Source organism: Pseudarthrobacter sp. N5, from assembly GCF_050157035.1.
In the GTDB taxonomy this organism is placed as follows: domain Bacteria; phylum Actinomycetota; class Actinomycetes; order Actinomycetales; family Micrococcaceae; genus Arthrobacter.
Map to the genome: position 1 here is coordinate 2,285,509 of NZ_CP189593.1, position 19,035 is coordinate 2,304,543.

Sequence of the window (19,035 nt, forward strand, 5' to 3'; positions counted from 1 at the left end):
GTAAAGAGCCTAGCGGCGTGCACATGCCCCCGCGACAAAGTCCAGGATTGCCGCTTTGAGTGCGGTGCCGGCCTGGACCTTGAGGATTCCCCGAAGACGGCCTGCCTGCACATGGAGCGGGATGAGTGTGCCCACCTTGTCCTCTGCCACGGCGTGCGGGTCACACCGCGCCGGCCGGATACTGAGCTGGAGTTCAGCTGCCTCTCCGCCCGGACTCACCGTGGTGCCCTGCGGCCAGGGCAGGTCCGGATCCTCAGCTATCAGGGTGGTGCCGTCGACGCGTTCGATGGTGATTATCAACGGTTCAGCCGCCCCGTTACCGTGCGGGACTACGGCGAGCGGGCGGATGGCGAGCCGGATCACAGCTGTTGCGCCGTCCGGGGATATGTCCAGGCCGGGGGAGAACGCGAATTCGGCTGTTGAGGCTGCAGCCCGGGCCACGCACAGTTCCATGTTGTTCCGCACCAGCACCCCAAACGGATCAGTCAGGGGCACCCTTACTCGGCGTCCGTCGGGGGAGAGGCCAACCACCAGAACAGATTCCGCGGGGATCGTGTCGGAAGAGTCAGCGAATGCCTGGGCGGCGTCCGGGCACACTGCGTCCGGCAGTTGGGCGGGAAGGCTTTTGCTTTGGCCGGGCGGTACGGCGGTGCCCTGCTGCATGGACTGCCAGGTAATCGGGGAATTGAACAGTGGGCTGCTGACGGCGGCGGTCAAAACCGTCAGTGGCTCCGTGAGGGTGTTGGTGAGCTGCACTTCAATGATCTGCTTGCCGTAGTTATCCCGGAACTGATTGAGCTCGGCGGAGAGCCCAGGCAAATGGGCAGCATGTTCCGTCTCGGGCTGCGCTGTCGACGCCCGTGGGCCAGGCTCCGGCACGGGGTTGCACGCGGCAGATGCGCCCACAGTGGCCAACAGGACAAGCAGAAGGACGACGATGGGGGCGGCCGGCACCGGCCGTCGCCGTTGCCGGCTTTCGGGGGTCATGCCTGAAGTGTAGGCCTGGTATCGTGTGGCGTCATGTGGTGCCGGCTCAGGTTATCCGGCAGCCGTCCCGTGCATCAGCTAGCGTCGTTCCATGACTTATCAGACCCCTTTGGATTGCGTACTCGGCTATGTACGGACCATCGAAGCCGGCGGTGGCGGTGATGCGGTCCGGCCCTACCTTTCGGAGGACTTCACCCTGATCGAAGCACCTCATGTGCTGGCGCCTGAAGGGTCAAAGCGGACGCGTGAACAGGTGCTGGCCGGAGTGGATCAGAGCGGGCAGGTGGTTGCGGAGCAACGCTTTGAGGTCCGGCGCACCACCTGTGAGGGCGACCGGGTTGTCCTGGAGGTGGACTGGTCCGCCACATCCCTCATGGATCTGCGTTACTGGGATGCCGGCGAGGTCATCCGCGCCAGGATGTCGTCCGTTTTCGAAGTGCGGGACGGCAGGATCATTAGCCAGGACAGCTACGACTGCTACTTCATCGAGGAGCAGTTGCCCTGAGCCGGGCGTTTCCCGCAGCCGCCCGGGTTATTGCATGGTGAACCGCCGGGCAATAAGCCTATTGACGGCTGGAATATCAGCCAGCCGCCGGATTCCAATGTTTCTGGCAGTCAGGAGTGTGTGCGGCAGCGGGCGGCCGAGCATCATATTGACTTCGGATTGCCAGACAGCCCGGGCCGCGGCCTGCCGCCGCTCGCAGTCAAAGCTCCTGAGTCCTTGTCCCACCGGGAGCCCGGCCAGTGCACCGATGATGAGCGGAGCGAGTTCCGCGGCGTCGAGCCAGCCAAGATTCATGCCCTGGCCGCCTATCGGGCTGATCTCATGGGCGGCATCGCCGATGAGCGCAGTTCTGCCGAGTACCATGCTCCGTGACGTGCATGAGCGGACGCTGAACCTGCTGAGCATGGTGTTTGTTCCGGATTCAACTGAAACCCCGGTGCGTTCCTGCACCAACCCGGCCAGCCGGGTTGCGTCGGCCGCTTGAAGTGCCCGGTCCAGCCTGACCACCCACCGACGCACGCTGCCGGGCAACGGAAACGACTCAACAATCCCGGCGCCTTCCAGGAATAAGGCAGCGTCATCGCCATATCCGCTGGAGTCGTGAAAATCGCCCATCACGTAGTGGTCCGGATATTCCTTGACAGTTGCCGCTATTCCGAGAAGGGAACGCACCGTCGATCTGGAACCATCCGCGCCGATGGCGAGGGTTCCGGATAGCTTCCGGTTCCCTTCTGCGGACGCGACGTCAAACGTGACCCTGCCGCCGTCGTCGTGCATGTCCATGACCCGGGCACCGCGCAGCAGAGCGTCAGCATCCAGTGCGAGGACCCGCCGCTCCAGAACGGCCTCCGTGCGGGTCTGCGGGACAGAAAGCACAAACGGGAAACGGGGAGAAACACTCGCGAAGGGCATCTCGGCGAGCTGCTTCCCGCCGCTGACGGCGATGCCGCGCCGGATGGCCACGCCGTCGGCGATCAAGGGCTGGGCGACGCCCGCTTGATCCAGCGCAGCGAGTGCGGGCGGGTGGATGCCAATGGCCCGGGAATGCGGGTTCCTAGTGAGCCGCTGCTCAAGAATGCGGACGCTGACCCCGTTCTGCAGCAGGAGGGCAGCAATATAGAGGCCTACCGGTCCGCCCCCAACGATGACGACGTCAACCACTGTGGTGCTTGGAGCCATACATCAGCAGCTGGTGGAAGGGGGAGTGGCGTTCAGCCAGCCAGCCTGGGGGAACGGCAGCCTCCAGCTCCTTCGTGGTGTAGCTGCGCCGGATGGACGTGAGTCCGTCCTCGCGGATGAACGAACCCCGCAACGGCAGCGAACCGACGGAGAAGAGGGCGTAGGCGGCCGCGCTTCGGCGCAGGTCATTGTGCAGCACGGACCCGCGGCAGAGCACCACCGAGTCAGCGAGGAAGCCCTGCAGCTCAGGCTGGCTGAGGTGGTGAAGGACGTGGTTGGACATCACGACGTCGAAGGTCCGGCCCTCACGGACCAGATCCGAACTCAGCGCCTGCCGGAACGCCAACCCCGGAAGGGCGGGCCTGGCCATCGCAAACCGGAAGGCGCGCGCGTCCGGATCGATAGCCGTGATCTCCAGGCGGAGGCCGTCCCGGGCAGCCCTGCGCGCGAGCATCACGGGAAGATCGCCACTGCCACAACCGATGTCCAGCAGGGAGATGGCTGAGCCGGCCGACAGCAGCGGCAGAAGCTTCTGCTGGTAGATCCGCCGCCATCCGGACACGACGCCGTTCACGAGGGAAAATTGGGCGTACGTGCGGTCCAGCCGGTCCGGATCGCAATCCGGACTGTCCATCTGTTCGACGGCGCTGGCCGCGCGTTCGCGCAAAAAGTGCATGTCCGGATCAGGTCAACGCGGATGCGGCCGGTCCGGTGACTTGCGTGAGCCGATTAGATACACCGGCCGGAATCCCCTCCGGGGGCTGCCGGATTTTGGTAAAGAGGCCCGTCTCCACCGTCAGGCCCGGGCCGAATGCCATCGAACAGATCATCTCGTCTCCGTCGTCAGCCGGTAGCTCAAGAATGTTTTTCAGCACAAAGAGGACAGTGGCGCTGCTCATGTTGCCGAAGTCGCGAAGCGTTTGCCGGGCGGGCAACAACTGCTGATCCGTCAGATCCAGCCGGTTCTGGACCTTGTCCAGGATGCTGCGGCCCCCGGGATGGATGGCCCAGTGCCGGATATCCCGGTAGGGGAGGTCCAGGAGCGATATCTCACGCGAAAGCAGTGGCTGCAGGGCGCCCACAATGTGCTCGTCGATGATGTGCGGCACATAATTTCCCAAGACCATTTCAAAGCCGTGATCACCGATATTCCAGGCCATTGATTCTTCGCCGACCGGTGTCAGGACCGTTTCGAAGTGGTCCAGCCGCATGAGTGCCGGGCCTTCCGGGATTTCACGGGCAGTGATCACGGCCGCCGCGGCGCCGTCTGCAAACAGAGCCGAGCCCATGATGGTATCCGGATCGTTGGACGTGCGCACGTGAAGGGAGCAGAGCTCGGCGCACACCACCAGCACCACCGCATCGGGGTCGGCCTCGCAGAACGACTTGGCGGCCCGGAGCGCCGGAAATGCGGCGTAGCATCCCATAAAGCCGAGATGATACCGCTGCACCGCGGGGTTCAGGCCCAGAGCCCGGACAATTTTGTAGTCGGGCCCAGGATTGAAAAAGCCGGTGCAGGACACCGTAATGAGGTGAGTTATGTCAAGTGGGTTGATGCCTGGACAGGCGGACACCGCTGCGCCTGCGGCCTCGACGAACAGCTTGGTGGCCTCCCGGCCGAATATGTCGTTGCGTACTTTTGTGCTGGGGTTTAGCAGGAGCCCTGTGGTCGGATCGAAAAACTGCGGATCATCCGAGCGGTAGTCCCGTGACAGTTCACGGACGGCGGTGTATCTCGTGTCTATGGCCGCTGAATCAAAACAAGTACTCACCAGCCGTTGGCCCAGTCTGGTGAGTCCGGGCTGTGCACCAAATACATCACGCGCTTCGGTCTGTATCAGCACTGTTGGAGGGACAGCTGTCTCGAGTGACCGCAGGTAAACCGTCATTGCTTCATTCTTGGCGAGCGGCGCGCATAAGACAATGGGCCCCACGGCCGATAGGGATTTCTCCCGATTCCAAGGATCCACTCTCAGGCAGTTTCAAACGCCGATAATCTACATTATGTAAAGTAGAAGTAATCAAATTGCAGAATCTGCAGAATAGGACGACCGTCGGAACCGCACGCCATGTGTCCTGTCTCATCTAAGTTGACGCAGTCTCATTACAGATGATGCAGTGGCCGTTTTTGTCTCATTGCAGTCACGGCGTTGGCACGGCGTGTCTCACTTCAATTAAGGCATCCGCCCGTTTCGTCTCAGTACAGTTGAGGCATGGGTCACGCTGCGGCGGCGTCCGAGACTTGTGCCGGACGTGACATTGCTCCAGGCGCCCTGACCTACAGGGAGCAGTTTTCCTCTGCACCCGCGGCACGGTCCAGATCACTGGCATGCTGGGCAATTTGGATGAGCTGCACGGAGTGTCCTTCCGGTTGCGGCACAGCGGCATGGCTGCCATCCTTCGGTCCTGGCACCAAGTCTCGGCGTTTTGGCGGCGCACAACAAGGTGCGGCTAGGCTCGATTGCATGCCTTCGAATACGACTCCTCCCACCAGACCCAGCCTGATTCCCCGTGCAGTCGCCGGGTCCGCCGACGTCGCACTCATTCTGGTGTTCGCAGCCATCGGACGGGACGCGCACGCCCGCGGTGACGTGATCTCCGGCGTTTTGCTGACCGCCTGGCCATTCCTTACAGGGGCGGCGGTTGCGTGGCTCGTGTTCCGGCTCTGGAATGCGCCGCTTGCGCCGCGGCCTGCGGGCATCGCGGTCTGGCTTGGTGCGGTGACCGGAGGGATGATTCTGCGGGCACTTACCGCTCAGACTGTGGTGCTGCCGTTTGTCATCGTTGCGCTGCTTAGCCTGGGTGTGTCCCTCATCGGATACCGGCTTTTGCTGGCTGGTTTTCTACGGTTGCAGAAGAAGCAGAGGGAGCGCCGACGGACCGGCTGATGTACTAGGCTGGCACCATTGACCCAGTCGCGCTGGCCGCTGCAGCGGCGCAACAGATCCGGAAGGATTTACAGTGATCACCGCTTTCGTCCTGATCAAGACAGATGCCTCGCGCATCCCCGAAACCGCCGAGGAAATCTCCGCCATACAGGGCATCAGCGAGGTCTACTCCGTGACTGGGGAATGGGACCTCATAGCCGTTGCCCGGGTGGCACAGCATGACGAACTTGCAGACGTCATCGCGGACCGGCTGTCCAAGGTCCCGGCGGTAGTCCACACCACCACGCACATCGCGTTCCGCGCCTATTCCCAGCATGACCTGGACGCAGCTTTTGCCTTGGGGTTTGAATAGGCTCGACGGCGGTCAAGGATCCATGAGCACAGGCCGGCAACAACGGGGGCTGCCACCTTGAATACTGGACCTGGGCGACCTTGACTTCTAGATCTGGGTCAGGGCAACCCATTTCGCCAAGACGCCCGCGGCCGCGCCGGAATCTACCGATTCCTCTGCCCGCGCGAAGGCTAGGCGCATACGCTCCATCAAGGTTCCCGCCGCGGCCAGATCAAACGCCACCAGTCCGGCTGCCGCATTCAACAGCACCGCATCGCGTGCGGCTCCCGGACTGCCTGCCAGAACGTCCCGGACGACGGCGGCATTCGCCGCAGCGTCTCCGCCACGAAGTTCTTCCACCGTCGCCGGACGGAGTCCCAGCCCTGCCGGTGAAAATGCACTCTCGGTGACCTGACCCTCCCGGATCTCCCACACTGTGGAGTCAGCGGTGGTGGTCAACTCATCAAGCCCGTCATTTCCGCGGAAAACCAGCCCCCTGCTCCCCCGCCGGGCAAGAACGCCTGCCACCAGCGGCGCCATCCTGGCGTTGGCCACGCCGACGGCTGATGCCTGGACCTTGGCCGGGTTCGTCATGGGACCGAGAAAATTGAAGGCCGTGGGAATGGCGAGTTCGCGCCGCGGTACCGCCGTGTGCCGGAATGAGGGGTGGAAGACCTGGGCAAAGCAAAAGGTAATGCCGGCTTCCTCGGCGTTCCGTGCCACCCGTTCAATGGGCAGGTCCAGCCTTACCCCGAGCGCTTCGAGAACATCCGCCGAACCCGACGACGACGACGACGCCCGGTTCCCGTGTTTGACCACCTTTGCGCCTGCGCCAGCGCAGACAAGCGCGGCCATGGTCGAAATGTTGACGGTGTTCAGCTGGTCGCCACCGGTTCCGACGATGTCCAGCTTTTCGCCGGAAATGGTGATCGGATTGGCATTGCTGAGCATGGCCACCACTAAGCCCGAAAGTTCCTCAATCGTCTCGCCCTTCGAGCGCAGTGCTACCAGGAAGCCCGCGATCTGAGCTGGGGTTGCCGCCCCGGACATGATGGTGTTCATCGCCCATTCCGTACGGTCTGCTGTCAGGTCATGGCCGTCAATCAGTGCGGAGATAAGCTGCGGCCAGGTGTTGCCTGCCACTGGCGTGGATGTCGGCTGAGTCACCTCTTGATGCTATCGAGGCCGGAGCCGTTATCGCCAATGCGAACGGTCATGGGAACTTTTCCGTGCGATTTCGCGTCTTTGTAGAAAAAGTCCCGGCAAAAGGCGGTTCGCATTGGGCAGGACGGACTTTTATAGACATAATGTCTATGTGACATCTGCGACCCATGCCCCCAGTACCCCGGCGCACCCCACGCTGAACCGCCCCAATATGGTTTCTGTTGGAACCGTAGTCTGGCTGTCCAGTGAGTTGATGTTCTTCGCCGGTCTCTTCGCCATGTACTTCACACTCCGTTCGACGTCCGGACAGATGTGGGCCGAGGAGTCAGCCAAGCTCACCTTCCCCTTTGCGCTCGCCAACACGATTGTCCTCGTATCCAGCTCTTTTGCTTGCCAGATGGGCGTCTTCGCCGCCGAACGGCTGGAACCACGCAGAAGCGGCGGCCCTTTCCAGTTCAGCCGCTGGGGAATGAACGAGTGGTTCACCCTGACGTTCATCATGGGTTCCGTCTTCGTCGCCGGACAAGCCACGGAATATGCCATGCTCGTCTCTGAGCACGTATCGCTCTCCTCAAACGCGTATGGTTCCGCCTTCTACATGACCACAGGCTTCCACGGACTGCACGTCATCGGCGGCCTCATCGCTTTCCTGTTCATCATCGGCCGCTCATTCGCCGCTAAGAAGTTCGGACATTTCGAAGCTACGTCCGCGATTGTCACCTCGTACTACTGGCACTTTGTGGACGTTGTGTGGATCGGCCTTTTCCTGGTCATCTACGTCCTCAAGTAGTCAAGACTTGACTCTTTTTCTACAAGCGGCAGAATTTCAAGAAGCGGCTCCCGGAGCCGACGCAAGATCGAATAAAGGAACCACCACGTGAAGGCACTCTCGCAGAAGCGGCGTCACCCACTTGCAGTAATTGCGCTGCTCTTGATGGGACTCCTCGTCACTGGTGGGCTGTACGCCGTTGCCACCACCGTCAACCAGGCCAAAGCCAGCACTACCAGCTTCAGCGCAAATGACGCGGAAGAAGGCGGCAAGCTTTTCGCCGCCAACTGCGCCACTTGCCACGGCATGGGTGCCAGCGGATCGCAGGCCGGCCCCTCGCTGGTCGGCGTCGGCGCTGCCGCTGTTGACTTCCAGGTTGGTACCGGCCGTATGCCCATGCAGATGAACGGCCCGCAGGCATACCAGAAGCCCGCCCAGTTCAATGACGCCCAGACCCACCAGCTTGCCGCCTACGTTGCCTCGCTTGGCGCTGGTCCGTCCATTCCCGAAGAGGGTCTCCTCGACGGGAAGGGCGACGCCGCCGCTGGCGGCGAATTGTTCAGGGTGAACTGCGCTATGTGCCACAACGCGGCTGCAGCCGGCGGTGCACTGACCCGTGGGAAATTTGCGCCGGCTCTTGCAGATGTATCCGGAAAGCACATTTACGAAGCGATGGTGTCCGGTCCTCAGAACATGCCGGTCTTCAACGACGCAAACGTCTCTCCTGAGGGCAAGCGTGACATCATCAGCTTCCTGAAGCAGATCGAAGCCAACGGTTCCCCCGGCGGCGCTGATCTCGGTGCCCTGGGCCCCGTTTCGGAGGGCCTGTTCGTGTGGATCGCCGGGCTGGGCGTCATCATTGCCTTCACCATCTGGCTGACATCAAGGACGTCCTAGGCGCCAGCCAGAAGCTGTTAAGAACTTCTGCTGATCCGACAGCAGTTTTGGTATTGAAAACTAACTCGGCAGACGCCGGGACGAGAGAAGGATGAGGCGAATTATGGGCAACCATAGTGACGGCAGTCCGAGCCACTCGGGCACCGTAGCTACGGCTGGTCAGAATGAGGTGGAGAAGTTCCAGGATCCTGGACTTCCTCCGCATCGTTTGCGCCTGGCCGACACGGACCCTAGGGCCGCAAAACGAGCAGAACGGCAGGTTGCCTTACTTTTTGGCAGCTCGGTTGTCGGCACCCTGATCTTTCTGGTGGCGTACTTCGCCATTGATCTCGGTGCGGATTCAAGCATTGCCACCATCCGTCTGCAGAATGCTCTGCTAGGCATCGGCACCGCTTTCGCCATGCTGGGCATTGGCACGGGTATTGTGCACTGGGCCAAGGCGCTCATGCCGGATCATGAAGTTTCGGAAGAGCGTCACGCCATCCGCACCGAAGATGACCGTCAGGCCGCCGTGCGGATCGTTGACGACATCGTCGAGGAAACCGGCATCAAGCGCCGTCCGCTGATCCGCAACACCCTACTGGGCGCCGTCGCGCTGGCGCCTTTACCGGCACTTGCCGTGTTCGGCGACCTCGGACCGCGCCCGGATGACAAATTGGCACACACCATGTGGGCCCCCCAGAACGGGAAACTGAAGCGCCTGACCCGGGACCCGGACGGAACACCCATCAAGGCATCTGACGTTACGCTTGGCTCCGCCTTCCACGTCATACCTGAAGGCCTCAACGAGCTGCACGAAGGCAAGCTGAACGAAAAGGCCAAGGCCGTTGTGCTGCTCATGCGCCTGGATCCTGCTTCATTGCGACCTTCCGCAGGGCGCGAGGACTGGAGCTACAACGGCATCGTTGCCTACTCCAAAATCTGCACCCACGTTGGCTGCCCGGTTGCTCTGTATGAGCAGCAGACGCACCACCTGCTGTGTCCGTGCCACCAGTCGACCTTCGATCTCACCAACGAATGCAAGGTCATCTTCGGGCCGGCCAGCCGTGCCCTCCCCCAGCTTCCGATCGCAATCGATGCCGAGGGTTATCTTGTCGCCACCAGCGACTTCAACGAACCTGTAGGACCGAGTTACTGGGAGCGTGATGAGCATGACCGCAACATCAACAGCTGAAGCCCCCGGATTCGTCGCCAAGACTAAAGCCGGGCGCATCACTGATTTTGTTGACGAGCGCGTCGGCGGCTCCGGCATCCTCCGCGAATTCGGGCGTAAGGTATTTCCGGACCACTGGTCCTTCATGTTCGGTGAGGTGGCGCTGTACTCCTTCGTCATCCTGCTGATGACCGGCACTTTCCTGACATTTTTCTATGACCCGTCCATGGTGGAAACCCACTATGCGGGTTCGTACACCCCGCTGAGAAACGTCGAAATGTCCGCCGCTTTCAGTTCCTCGCTGAACATCTCCTTTGATGTCCGCGGCGGCCTGTTCATGCGCCAGGTGCATCACTGGGCGGCTCTGCTCTTCGTGGCGTCAATCGGCGTTCACATGCTCCGGGTCTTCTTCACCGGTGCGTTCCGCAAGCCCCGTGAAATGAACTGGGTTGTAGGCGGGGTCCTGCTGATCCTGGCCATGGCTGAAGGTTTCACCGGATACTCGCTTCCTGACGACCTGCTGTCCGGTAACGGACTTCGCATCATTGATGGCGTGATCAAGGCCATCCCGGTGATCGGCACCTACATCTCCTTCTTCCTCTTCGGCGGGGAGTTCCCGGGCACTATGATCATCGGCCGTCTGTACATGCTGCACATTCTGCTGGTCCCCGCACTGATTCTGCTGATGATAGTTGTGCACCTCTTTATGGTGGTCGTTCACAAGCACACCCAGTACCCCGGTCCGGGCCGCAACGACGGCAACGTTGTGGGCTACCCGCTCGGCCCGGTTTATGCTGCAAAGGCCGGTGGATTCTTTTTCATCGTCTTCGGTGTCATCGCCCTGATGGCCGGGTTCTTCACGATCAACCCCATCTGGAACTACGGCCCTTACGATCCCTCTCCCGTGTCCGCCGGTACGCAGCCTGACTGGTACATCGGATTCGTTGACGGGGCGTTGCGCCTGATGCCGGGTGTGATCGGTGATTTCCACTTCGAATACGTGATCTTCGGGCATGTCCTGACGTTGAATGTCTTGCTCCCGGCACTCGTGCCCGCAGGCATCATCTTCACCGTTCTCTTTATGTATCCGTGGATCGAACGCTGGATCACCAAAGACAACCGTGAGCACCACGTCCTGGACCGGCCCCGCAACGCGCCCACCCGCACGGCGATTGGCGTGGCAGGGTTCACCTGGTACTGCGTTATGTGGGCGGCCGCCGGATCTGACCTCATCGCCACACATTTCCATGTGTCGCTGAACGACGTCACTTACTGGTTGCGCACACTGTTCTTCATCGGTCCGGTCATTGCCTTTGCCGTGACCAGAAGGGTGGCACTCGCACTGCAACGCAAGGACCGCGAAATCGCCCTCCATGGCCGAGAAACGGGCCGTATTGTGCGGCTTCCCCACGGTGAATTCATCGAAGTCCATGCACCGCTTGACGAGTACAAGCGCTACAAACTCGTTGGCTTCGAGTCACCGGCCCCGCTTCCTGCGGTGCCTAACGACCACGGAATAGTCACCCGGAAGGAGAAACAGCGTGCTGCCCTCTCCAAATGGTTCTTCGAGGACCGGGTGGCCCCGGCCACTCCGGCTGAGCTCGAGGCCGGACATGGTCACCATGTTCAACCTGAGTCAGTAGAAGCCGCTGAGGACAGCAAGAGCCTTAGCCACTAGCGCAGCCCAGGAATGCCAAAGCAGAAGGGCCCGGTCCATGCGGATCGGGCCCTTCTGCTTTGTGATGCGCGCCTTCTACCGGTTGCGATATCCCGCGCCGCTGTTCCGTGCGGAACGGGCGCCAGGGCGCTGGAGCGGGACCCAGAGTTTGTACCGGTCAGCACGATAGTAGGAAACGGAGTAGTCCACCATTGCCCTGGCCACGAACGCGTGGCGCTGAATTTTAAGTAAGGGCGCGCCGACGTCGACGTTCAGCAGTCTCGCTGTGGAGGGAGAAGCCGCGGTGGCTTCGATCATGTCCTCGCCCCACTCCATCACCAGACCGAAGCGTTCGCTCAGGACGTTGTAGAGGGATGCCGGTGGCCCGCTGTCCAATAGTCCCGGCACCCGGTGGGCAGGAATGAAGTTCTCATCGACGCTCATGGGCTCGCCGTCTGCCAACAGAAGCCGGCGAAACCGGACCAGCGGTGTACCTTCCTCGAGTTGAAGCTCGCGGGCAAGAAAGGCACTGGCGGCTATCTGCTCAAAACTAAGAACCTTGGCAGCAGGGACCATGCCGCGGCGCTGCATTTCTTCGCTGTAGGACGTCAGCTTCACCTGGAGATCCAGTTTGGGCTTACGGACGAACGTCCCCAGGCCCACAACACGTTCAATGATTTCCTCGCCCACGAGTGCATCAATGGCCTGCCGGACCGTCATTCTCGCCAAGCCGAATCGTTCGGACAGGTCCCGTTCGGACGGTAGCGCCGATCCTGGCGGACACGATGATGCAATGTACGCGCGGAGAAATTCCCGGAGCTGGACGTAGATGGGTGTTCCGCTGTCTCTGGTGATTTCACCGGCCACGGCCGAAGCATCAGCTGCCATGGCGTTCCCTGTCTGGGGTTCTGTTCACATCCCAAGCCTAGGCCAAATCCAGCACAGGTCTAGACCACCCCCACATCCTCGTGTGGCTGCGTGAAGGAACACACGGATAGGCTTGACCAGGAAAGTGGATAACGACGGCGCGGGCCGTTTGATCAGAGGAGTTATGTTGCCAGTTCGCAAGGCAATTGTTTGGGCGTCCATTGGTCTGCACGCCCGTCCGGCAGCGAAGTTCGTGAGAGCGGTCACGGAATCCGGGTTGCCCGTCACCATCCGCAAAGCAGGTAGGGACCCGGTGGATGCACGGTCTCTGTTGGAGGTCATGACAGCGGACTTTCACCACGGCTGCGAAGTGGAGCTGGCCGTCGGGGAAACCCAGATTCCGGCTGGCTACAGCCACGCGGACGCTGAGACTGTCCTCCTGCGCCTCTGCCTCCTGTTGGAAGCCGGAACACCGGCTGATGGGCGCACACATGCGGACAGCGCCGTGTGACGCCCGTCCTCGGGTTGGTGCTGCCAATGCCCGGTTGCCATGCGTGTGTCAGATCTGGACACAACAAAGCGGGCCCCACCAGAAAGGTGGGACCCGCCGTCGTGCAAGTCTTGCCGATTGCTAGTGAGCGTGGTCACCGCGGCTGTACTCAAAAACCCAGCCAACCAGAGCAACTGCCGCCATGCCGCCGGCAATATAAACGATCCAGAAGCCTACCGCCATGCCCAGGAACCCTGCTGCGCAGGACAGGCCCAGAAACATCGGCCACCAGCTCCAGGGGCTGAAGTGACCCTGTTCGCCGGCACCTTCGTGGATCTCGGCGTCGCTGCGGTCCTCAGGACGCATCCCGACGCGTTTGCCGGTGAATCCGAGGTACCCGCCGATCATGCCGGCCAGACCGCCCACCAGCAGGATACCCAAGGTACCAACCCACTCATGCCAGTTATTCAAGTACCCGTAAATCAGGGCTACCGGTACAAAGAAGAAGGCTCCGGCTCCAAAAATCCATGATTCGATCTTCACTTGGGAGAGTCCTTCTGATCGGCGTTACCGAGCAGGGCTGCTGCCGGTTCCGGAGACTGAGCTGTGTGCGACTGGGAGAGCTCGGGGTGATGCAGGTCCAGAGCCGGACGCTCCGAACGGATACGCGGAAGCGAGGTGAAGTTATGTCGCGGCGGCGGACAGGACGTCGCCCATTCCAAGGAGGCTCCGAAACCCCAAGGATCGTCAACTTCCACTCTTTCGTTGCTGCGCCAGGTGATGTAGACGTTCCAGAAGAACGGAATCAGAGAGGCGCCCAGTACGAATGAGGAGATGGTGGAGAACTGGTTCATCCACGTGAAGTTATCCTGCGGCATGTAGTCGGCATAGCGGCGGGGCATGCCTTCAACGCCCAGCCAGTGCTGAATGAGGAAGGTACCGTGGAAGCCGAGGAACAGCAGCCAGAAGTGGATCTTGCCAAGCCGCTCATTGAGCATCTTGCCGGTCCATTTGGGCCACCAGAAATAGAAGCCTGCAAACATGGCGAACACCACAGTACCGAATACCACGTAGTGGAAGTGTGCAACAACGAAGTAGGAGTCAGAGACGTGGAAGTCCAGGGGCGGCGAGGCCAGAATGATGCCGGTGAGGCCACCGAAGAGGAAGGTGACCAGGAAGCCGAGGCTCCAAAGCATGGGGGTCTCGAACGTCAGCGACCCCCGCCACAGCGTCCCGATCCAGTTGAAGAACTTCACGCCTGTGGGAACAGCGATCAACATGGTCATAAAGGCGAAGAACGGCAGCAGCACCGAGCCGGTCACGTACATGTGGTGGGCCCACACCGTCACCGACAGTGCCGCAATGGCGATGGTCGCGTAGACAAGGCCCTTGTAGCCGAAGATCGGTTTCCGACTGAAGACCGGGAAGATTTCGGACACAATGCCGAAGAACGGCAAGGCGATGATGTAGACCTCGGGGTGGCCGAAGAACCAGAAGAGGTGCTGCCAGAGAACTGCACCACCGTTCTCAGGGTCAAAGATATGTGCACCGAATCGCCGGTCGGCGCCGAGTGCAAACAGCGCTGCTGCCAGCGGCGGGAACGCCATGAGGACCAGGATTGCCGTCACCAGCGTGTTCCAGGTGAAGATCGGCATACGCCACATGGTCATGCCCGGAGCCCGCATGCAGATGATTGTGGTGATGAAGTTGACGGCGCCGAGAATGGTGCCGAAGCCGGACAGCGCCAGGCCGAAGACCCACAGGTCTCCACCGATGCCGGGGGTGAACGTGGTGTTGTTCAGTGGCGCATAAGCGAACCAGCCGAATGATGCGGCCCCCTGGGGCGTGATAAAACCGGACACCGCGATAGTGGAGCCAAAGAGGAAGAACCAGAAAGCAAGAGCGTTCAACCGCGGGAAGGCGACGTCAGGTGCGCCGATCTGAAGTGGCATGATCACGTTGGCGAACCCCGCGAACAGCGGCGTAGCAAACATCAGCAGCATCACCGTACCGTGCATGGTGAAAAGCTGGTTGTACTGTTCCTTGGTCTGCAGGATCTGCATGCCCGGCTCGAAAAGCTCGGCGCGGATGAGCAAAGCCATCACGCCGCCGAAGCAGAAGAACACAAACGACGCGATCAGGTACATGTACCCGATGGTCTTGTGGTCGGTGGAAGTGATCCAGTTGACGACGATGCGTCCCTTGGATTTAGGCACTACGGGTGTCCCGAGGACCCCGGCGGATTGAGTGTAAGTAGCCACGTCGCTCCCCTTACTTGTTTTCGTTCAGGTTCGGGTTGCGGTCGTACTCTTTGCCGAGCAGGCCCGTGTTGCCGTCCCGCTGCAGCTTGTCCATGTGGTCCTGGAATTCGGACTCGGAGACAACCTTGACGCGGAACAGCATTTCGGAGTGGTACTCACCGCAGAGTTCAGCGCACTTGCCGTCGTAGGTGCCCTCTTTTGTGGGCGTGAACCTGATGTAGTTGGTCTTGCCCGGGATGATGTCCCGCTTCTGCAGGAAAGCCGGAACCCAGAAGGAATGGATCACGTCGCGTGCGTTCAGTTCCAAGTCCACGGACTTGTTGACCGGAAGGTAGAGCGTCGGTAGTTTTTCCTTGTCCACGGCATTGCCTGTCAGGTGAGCCTGGACACCGGCCTCGTGCAGGTCTTCGGTGATGACCTGGCCCTTTTTGTAGTTGAAGTCCCAAGCCCACTGCTTTCCCCGGACATCAACTACGACGTCGGCCGGCTGTGAGCGGTCATCGATGGCCTGCTGGTCCCGGTCGGTGAAGTAGAAGAAGACCAGCACCATAAAAAGCGGGATGGTCAGATAGAAGACTTCGAGCGGGAGATTGAAGCTGGTCTGTTTCGGGAAACCCTTGGTCCCCTTGCGCCGGCGGTAGGCGACAAGGCACCAGACGATCAATCCCCAAGTGATGATGCCAACAACAAGTGCGGCAATCCATGAGTTGACCCAGAGGTCCATGATCCGGTCCGTGTGATTGGTGGTGCCACGCTCGGTGGGCAGCCACCCCTTCTCTACCTCTGGCGAACATCCAGTCAAAACCAACGCGCCGGCTACTGCCATGCCTGAGATCGAAGTGATCGTTTTGCGTCGGCTGCCGGTTCGGTTCTGCGAACTCACAGACGGCCCTTCCTACTTGTTGCTGGAGCCCGGACTGCCTATGGCTTCCCGGGCACACTAAAAGTTTTACTACTCGGTGTAGAGCTTACCGCTCCCCCGGGCGTTTCTCCCACATGTCGGCACCGTGGCTCGGCAGCGGTTCTCACCGGAAGCCGGGCGCAGCGCAGCAGCGGCCTTGTGGAATGCGGCCCGGTCAGTGGAACGAATCGCCGCAGGCGCAGGAACCGCCGGCATTCGGGTTGTCGATGGTGAAGCCCTGCTTGGCGATGGTGTCCTCGAAATCGATGCTGGCACCGCTGAGGTAGGGAACGCTCATCTTGTCCACCACAACTTCAACACCGTCGTAGTCCCGGACGGCGTCGCCGTCGAGAATGCGCTCATCAAAATAGAGCTGGTAGATCAGGCCGGAACATCCGCCCGGCTGGACGGCAACGCGGAGCCGCAGATCGGTGCGGCCCTCCTGCTCCAGAAGGCTGCGTACCTTGCCTGCAGCGACATCCGTGAGCTTGACCTCGTGGGCTGCCAGCTCTTCGCTGGCTGCGCTCGTGGTGCCGGTGCTGTTTTCATTGGTTGTAGTGCTCATTGGCCTACCTTCTTACGACGGTCCTGGCGGCTCCGCGTGAGCGGGGCCCGCCCTTACGAATTCGGTATGGGCTATAGCTACATGCTACGTCGGTCGGACGTATAGCTCTAACTCCTGACGTAACCATGGACGTCCCGGGGTTGTTCCCCGCGGCCGCCATGGAAACTAGGAGGCGACAGATCAGCGGAGCCCTTCAAGATTCAGCCTGGCGAGAAGTAGTGCCTCAGCCACTACTGCGTTCCGGAAGTCCTCCAGATGAAGGGACTCATTGGCACTGTGCGCCCGGGAATCGGGATCTTCCACGCCGGTGACCAGGATCTGGACATCGGGATAAAGCTCGGTGAGGTCTGCGATAAACGGGATGGAACCGCCGATTCCCATTTCCACGGCCGGAACGCCCCAGGCTTCTCCCAGCGCCCACATGGCCATTCCTGCTGCCGCGGAAGCCGTATCGGTGAGGAAGGCGTTGCCGCTCTCCCCTGGCGTAAAAACCACCGTCGCGCCGAATGGTGCGTTCGACTCAACATGCTCCCGGACGGCTGCCATCGCCTCTGCCGGGTCCTGCCCGGGAGCAAGGCGCAGGCTGAACTTGGCACGTGCAGTAGGTAAAAGCGTGTTCGAAGCGACGTCAACCGCCGGAGCATCGAAGCCGATGATCGACAGGGCTGGCTTGGTCCAGAGACGTGACGCGAGGGAACCGGTTCCGGCCAGCCGCACCCCGGGAAGGACGGAGGCATCCGCCCGGAACGCGGCTTCTGTCAGGTCAACGCTGACGTCGTCCCTGCCAACGAGACCTGCCACAGCGACGTTGCCGTCGTCGTCGTGCAGTGTGGCTATCAGGCGGGAGAGTAGCGTTGGTGCGTCGAGCACCGGACCGCCGAACATCCCCGAGTGGACAGCGTGGTCAAGGACCCTGACCTCGATGGTTCCGTCCACCAGACCCCGGAGGCTGGTGGTCAACGCAGGCACACCGACCTTCCAGTTGCTGGAGTCGGCAACCACAATCACGTCCGCATAGAGCAGCTCGCGGTGGGTTTCCAGGAATTTTCGGAAGGTCGGCGATCCGGCCTCCTCCTCCCCTTCAAAGAAGAACGTCACGCCAAGACCAAGTTCATCGCCCAATGCTTTGGTCACCGCTGAATAGGCCGCCAGATGCGCCATGATTCCGGCCTTGTCGTCCGCAGCGCCGCGGCCGAAAAGCCGGCCATTGCGTTCGACGGCGGTAAATGGCTCCGTCTCCCACAGGGCAGTGTTGCCCGGCGGCTGGACGTCGTGATGGGCATACAGGAGGATTGTCGGCCGGCCATCGGCTGCTTCGCGGCGGCCCACAACAGCCGGTCCGCCGGGTGTGCCGTCTTCCTTATCGCAACGCAGGATCCGGACATCCTCAATACCCGCGGCGCGTACCAGCTCAGCAACGGCAGCTGCGCTGCGGTCCAGCTCAGCTGGGTCAAAACTGGGCCAGGCGATGCCTGGGATGCTCACTAGGTCCTTGAGCAGCCCGACTGTGGCGCCGAAAGAATCGTCGACGGCACGCCGGAGAGCATCGGCGTTGATGACGCTGCTGGTGCCATTGCTGTTTTGCGGGGTCCCCGCGGGCGATGGAGTCATGCCGAAAACACTACCTTTGCCGGGAACCACAGCAAACAGACTGTGCTGCGTTTAGGCGTCGTACCTGGCGGGGTCCTGCGTGTAGAGTCGCAAAACCGACTGCCAGCTGCCGCAAGGTATTCTTTAGTGGTGTTTGGACGTAAAAAAGAAGCGCCATCGGCGCAGGACATCGTTGACCAGCAGGCCGCCGAGGCAGCCGCCCTTCAGGAAGCCATCGGCAAGGGCGCGCCCACGCCCAAGCGCAAGGCCCAGGAAGCCGCACGTAAGCGGCCGCTTGTGCCTGAAGACCGCAAGGCCTCGAAAGCAGCCGAGCGCGTGGCCATCCAGGATCAGAGGCAAAAGATGCGTCAGGCCCTGGATACCGGCGATGAAAAATTCCTGCCGCTCCGCGACAAAGGTCCGCAGAAGCGATTTGTCCGCGTCTACGTGGACGCACGCTTCAGCCTGGGCGAATACCTGATGTTCGGCGCCCTGGTATTTGTCATCATCTCGCTGCTTGTTCCGGCCAGCAGCGAACAGATGATCTATGTTCTGGGTGGATTCTGGGTGATGTTCCTGGCGGTGTTTGTGGACGTGTTTGTACTGTCCCGCAAACTGCGGAAGAGGCTTACGGAGAAATTCGGCGATGTTGAACGCGGCACGGTCTGGTACGGCTCCATGCGTGCTCTCCAGTTCCGTCGCCTGCGCCTGCCCAAGCCGCAGGTAAAGCGCGGCGAATTTCCGTCCTGATTCTTCCACTCTAGAGACCTCTCGCCGGGCTTGGCGCCCGGCACTACGCCTGACAGCAATATGCCCCCGACGTCAACGGCC

At 61.2% G+C, this 19,035-nt stretch carries 20 protein-coding genes; 9 read left to right on the forward strand and 11 right to left on the reverse strand.

Going from position 1 to position 19,035, the window contains the following annotated elements:
• Positions 1-9: 9 nt before the first annotated feature.
• Complete coding sequence (locus tag ACQCST_RS11005) at positions 10-987, reverse strand: hypothetical protein (protein ID WP_426995824.1); 978 nt, start codon at positions 985-987, stop codon at positions 10-12.
• Between the two features lie 91 nt (positions 988-1,078).
• On the opposite strand from ACQCST_RS11005, the gene ACQCST_RS11010 reads away from it, so the two are divergent.
• Positions 1,079-1,492, forward strand: a complete 414-nt coding sequence (locus ACQCST_RS11010) for a nuclear transport factor 2 family protein (RefSeq protein WP_426995825.1) — start codon at positions 1,079-1,081, stop codon at positions 1,490-1,492.
• A gap of 27 nt (positions 1,493-1,519) precedes the next feature.
• On the opposite strand, the gene ACQCST_RS11015 is transcribed toward ACQCST_RS11010, so the two are convergent.
• From ACQCST_RS11015 to ACQCST_RS11025, 3 genes are read right to left on the reverse strand one after another with little or no spacing between them, the layout of a single operon-like run.
• Positions 1,520-2,671 carry an FAD-dependent oxidoreductase gene (locus ACQCST_RS11015; RefSeq protein ID WP_426995826.1) on the reverse strand — a complete coding sequence of 384 codons (1,152 nt, stop codon included), beginning with the start codon at positions 2,669-2,671 and terminating at the stop codon, positions 1,520-1,522.
• Complete coding sequence (locus tag ACQCST_RS11020) at positions 2,646-3,347, reverse strand: class I SAM-dependent methyltransferase (protein ID WP_426995827.1); 702 nt, start codon at positions 3,345-3,347, stop codon at positions 2,646-2,648. The genes ACQCST_RS11015 and ACQCST_RS11020 overlap by 26 nt, the downstream gene beginning before the upstream one ends.
• Positions 3,348-3,354: 7 nt before the next feature.
• Positions 3,355-4,560 carry a type III polyketide synthase gene (locus ACQCST_RS11025; RefSeq protein ID WP_426995828.1) on the reverse strand — a complete coding sequence of 402 codons (1,206 nt, stop codon included), beginning with the start codon at positions 4,558-4,560 and terminating at the stop codon, positions 3,355-3,357.
• Positions 4,561-5,136: 576 nt separating this feature from the next.
• Here ACQCST_RS11025 and ACQCST_RS11030 point away from each other — a divergent pair.
• Positions 5,137-5,559, forward strand: a complete 423-nt coding sequence (locus ACQCST_RS11030; RefSeq protein ID WP_426995829.1) for a DUF3054 domain-containing protein — start codon at positions 5,137-5,139, stop codon at positions 5,557-5,559.
• A gap of 73 nt (positions 5,560-5,632) precedes the next feature.
• A complete protein-coding gene (locus ACQCST_RS11035; protein ID WP_426995830.1) occupies positions 5,633-5,911 on the forward strand; it encodes an Lrp/AsnC family transcriptional regulator in 279 nt (92 codons plus the stop codon).
• Positions 5,912-5,998: 87 nt separating this feature from the next.
• Here the strand turns inward: ACQCST_RS11035 and trpD are convergent, their stop codons facing one another.
• Positions 5,999-7,057, reverse strand: a complete 1,059-nt coding sequence (trpD, locus tag ACQCST_RS11040) for an anthranilate phosphoribosyltransferase (protein ID WP_426995831.1) — start codon at positions 7,055-7,057, stop codon at positions 5,999-6,001.
• A 112-nt stretch (positions 7,058-7,169) separates the two neighbouring features.
• Here trpD and ACQCST_RS11045 point away from each other — a divergent pair, with 112 nt between their 5' ends.
• The 4 genes from ACQCST_RS11045 (at position 7,170) to ACQCST_RS11060 (ending at position 11,551) form a co-directional block, all read left to right on the forward strand.
• The gene (locus tag ACQCST_RS11045; RefSeq protein ID WP_426995832.1) at positions 7,170-7,844 is read left to right on the forward strand and encodes a cytochrome c oxidase subunit 3; all 675 of its coding nucleotides are present in this window, start codon (positions 7,170-7,172) and stop codon (positions 7,842-7,844) included.
• A gap of 87 nt (positions 7,845-7,931) precedes the next feature.
• Positions 7,932-8,720, forward strand: a complete 789-nt coding sequence (locus tag ACQCST_RS11050; protein ID WP_426995833.1) for a c-type cytochrome — start codon at positions 7,932-7,934, stop codon at positions 8,718-8,720.
• Positions 8,721-8,823: 103 nt separating this feature from the next.
• Positions 8,824-9,894, forward strand: coding sequence for a Rieske 2Fe-2S domain-containing protein (locus ACQCST_RS11055; RefSeq protein WP_426995834.1), 1,071 nt, complete (start codon positions 8,824-8,826; stop codon positions 9,892-9,894).
• Positions 9,872-11,551 carry a cytochrome b gene (locus tag ACQCST_RS11060; RefSeq protein WP_426995835.1) on the forward strand — a complete coding sequence of 560 codons (1,680 nt, stop codon included), beginning with the start codon at positions 9,872-9,874 and terminating at the stop codon, positions 11,549-11,551. Before ACQCST_RS11055 ends, ACQCST_RS11060 begins: the two co-directional genes overlap by 23 nt.
• A gap of 75 nt (positions 11,552-11,626) precedes the next feature.
• On the opposite strand, the gene ACQCST_RS11065 is transcribed toward ACQCST_RS11060, so the two are convergent.
• On the reverse strand, positions 11,627-12,418 hold the full coding sequence (locus ACQCST_RS11065; RefSeq protein WP_426995836.1) for a GntR family transcriptional regulator: 792 nt from the start codon (positions 12,416-12,418) through the stop codon (positions 11,627-11,629).
• A gap of 166 nt (positions 12,419-12,584) precedes the next feature.
• On the opposite strand from ACQCST_RS11065, the gene ACQCST_RS11070 reads away from it, so the two are divergent.
• Positions 12,585-12,908, forward strand: coding sequence for an HPr family phosphocarrier protein (locus tag ACQCST_RS11070; protein ID WP_426999156.1), 324 nt, complete (start codon positions 12,585-12,587; stop codon positions 12,906-12,908).
• Positions 12,909-13,028: 120 nt separating this feature from the next.
• Here the strand turns inward: ACQCST_RS11070 and ACQCST_RS11075 are convergent, their stop codons facing one another.
• From ACQCST_RS11075 to ACQCST_RS11095, 5 genes are all read right to left on the reverse strand, one after another.
• The gene (locus ACQCST_RS11075) at positions 13,029-13,430 is read right to left on the reverse strand and encodes a cytochrome c oxidase subunit 4 (RefSeq protein WP_426995837.1); all 402 of its coding nucleotides are present in this window, start codon (positions 13,428-13,430) and stop codon (positions 13,029-13,031) included.
• Positions 13,427-15,148 (reverse strand): cytochrome c oxidase subunit I, encoded by a 1,722-nt coding sequence (ctaD, locus tag ACQCST_RS11080; RefSeq protein WP_426995838.1) that lies wholly within the window; start codon positions 15,146-15,148, stop codon positions 13,427-13,429. The genes ACQCST_RS11075 and ctaD overlap by 4 nt, the downstream gene beginning before the upstream one ends.
• A gap of 10 nt (positions 15,149-15,158) precedes the next feature.
• Positions 15,159-16,031: a cytochrome c oxidase subunit II gene (coxB, locus tag ACQCST_RS11085; protein WP_426995839.1), complete on the reverse strand. Its 873-nt coding sequence runs from the start codon at positions 16,029-16,031 to the stop codon at positions 15,159-15,161.
• A 193-nt stretch (positions 16,032-16,224) separates the two neighbouring features.
• A complete protein-coding gene (locus tag ACQCST_RS11090; RefSeq protein WP_426995840.1) occupies positions 16,225-16,614 on the reverse strand; it encodes a HesB/IscA family protein in 390 nt (129 codons plus the stop codon).
• Positions 16,615-16,794: 180 nt separating this feature from the next.
• Positions 16,795-18,225: a dipeptidase gene (locus ACQCST_RS11095; protein WP_426995841.1), complete on the reverse strand. Its 1,431-nt coding sequence runs from the start codon at positions 18,223-18,225 to the stop codon at positions 16,795-16,797.
• 129 nt (positions 18,226-18,354) lie between these two features.
• Between ACQCST_RS11095 and ACQCST_RS11100 the strand changes: the two genes are divergently transcribed.
• Positions 18,355-18,954, forward strand: a complete 600-nt coding sequence (locus ACQCST_RS11100) for a DUF3043 domain-containing protein (protein WP_426999157.1) — start codon at positions 18,355-18,357, stop codon at positions 18,952-18,954.
• Positions 18,955-19,035: the final 81 nt, after the last annotated feature.

Excerpts from the sequence above, each read along its gene's own strand:
- ACQCST_RS11005 (WP_426995824.1), bottom strand. The coding sequence starts at position 987 with ATGACCCCCGAAAGCCGGCAACGGCGACGGCCGGTGCCGGCCGCCCCC.
- ACQCST_RS11010 (WP_426995825.1), top strand. The coding sequence starts at position 1,079 with ATGACTTATCAGACCCCTTTGGATTGCGTACTCGGCTATGTACGGACC.
- ACQCST_RS11015 (WP_426995826.1), bottom strand. The coding sequence starts at position 2,671 with ATGGCTCCAAGCACCACAGTGGTTGACGTCGTCATCGTTGGGGGCGGA.
- ACQCST_RS11020 (WP_426995827.1), bottom strand. The coding sequence starts at position 3,347 with ATGCACTTTTTGCGCGAACGCGCGGCCAGCGCCGTCGAACAGATGGAC.
- ACQCST_RS11025 (WP_426995828.1), bottom strand. The coding sequence starts at position 4,560 with ATGACGGTTTACCTGCGGTCACTCGAGACAGCTGTCCCTCCAACAGTG.
- ACQCST_RS11030 (WP_426995829.1), top strand. The coding sequence starts at position 5,137 with ATGCCTTCGAATACGACTCCTCCCACCAGACCCAGCCTGATTCCCCGT.
- ACQCST_RS11055 (WP_426995834.1), top strand. The coding sequence starts at position 8,824 with ATGGGCAACCATAGTGACGGCAGTCCGAGCCACTCGGGCACCGTAGCT.
- ACQCST_RS11060 (WP_426995835.1), top strand. The coding sequence starts at position 9,872 with ATGACCGCAACATCAACAGCTGAAGCCCCCGGATTCGTCGCCAAGACT.
- ACQCST_RS11065 (WP_426995836.1), bottom strand. The coding sequence starts at position 12,418 with ATGGCAGCTGATGCTTCGGCCGTGGCCGGTGAAATCACCAGAGACAGC.
- ACQCST_RS11090 (WP_426995840.1), bottom strand. The coding sequence starts at position 16,614 with ATGAGCACTACAACCAATGAAAACAGCACCGGCACCACGAGCGCAGCC.
- ACQCST_RS11095 (WP_426995841.1), bottom strand. The coding sequence starts at position 18,225 with ATGACTCCATCGCCCGCGGGGACCCCGCAAAACAGCAATGGCACCAGC.